We start from the raw sequence: 775 nt of genomic DNA, 5'->3' as shown, positions 1-775 counted from the left end.
CAATCGGGCATGAGGTCGCACATTTTATTGTGTTTCAGTTGTACGGGCGCAACGTCCGTCCGCATGGAAAAGAGTGGCAGTCGGTAATGAGCGAGGTGCTACGACAGAAACCTGAAGTGACTCATCAATATGATACGAAGCCGGCTCGGCGCTTGAAACGCTATGAATATGGTTGTGCCTGCCGTGGACGAGTACACGAGCTTACATCAATACGACACAAGAAAGTGATCAATCAGCAAGCAAGGTATTTATGCCGTCATTGTCACAGCCCAATTGCGGCTAGAGCGGAAGCGCCCACCAAACAAATACAAAAAAACCGCTGAAGATCAGCGGTTTTTTCTGAGTATACGGCGCTTACTTTTCCAAATACTGGAGCTTGTCTGGAACTCCATCCCATTCTTTCGCGTCTGGGAGAGGATCTTTCTGCTCAGTGATGTTTGGCCAGGTTTGGCAAAGATCAGCATTGAGCTCTATATATTGAACTTGATCTGCAGGTAGCTCGTCTTCTGAGAAAATGGCGTTGGCAGGACATTCTGGCTCACACAACGCGCAGTCTATGCACTCATCTGGATCGATAACCAAAAAGTTCGGCCCCTCATAAAAACAGTCTACAGGGCATACTTCAACACAGTCGGTGTACTTGCACTTAACACAGTTATCGGTCACTACAAAAGTCATGGGCGTATCTAACCTTGATTATTAAAAACGTTGCGCGAACTAAAATTATTGTGGCTTCTCGCGAAGCTTTGCAATTCTAGCGATGCACTTATGTTGG

2 protein-coding genes are annotated in these 775 nt (G+C 46.6%); one reads left to right on the top strand and one right to left on the bottom strand.

Annotated elements, in window-relative coordinates; all coding sequences use genetic code 11:
* On the top strand, nucleotides 1-323 hold a 323-nt coding region (locus A3750_RS25000), incomplete at its 5' end, for a SprT-like domain-containing protein (protein ID WP_197475023.1).
* 31 nt (nucleotides 324-354) lie between these two features.
* Here the strand turns inward: A3750_RS25000 and fdxA are convergent.
* On the bottom strand, nucleotides 355-678 hold the full coding sequence (gene fdxA, locus A3750_RS12785) for a ferredoxin FdxA (protein ID WP_068456148.1): 324 nt from the start codon (nucleotides 676-678) through the stop codon (nucleotides 355-357).
* Between the last annotated feature and the right edge of the window lie 97 nt (nucleotides 679-775).

The sequence above is a fragment of the Oleiphilus sp. HI0079 genome, from assembly GCF_001635105.1.
This window is presented reverse-complemented; position numbering and strand designations above follow the sequence as displayed.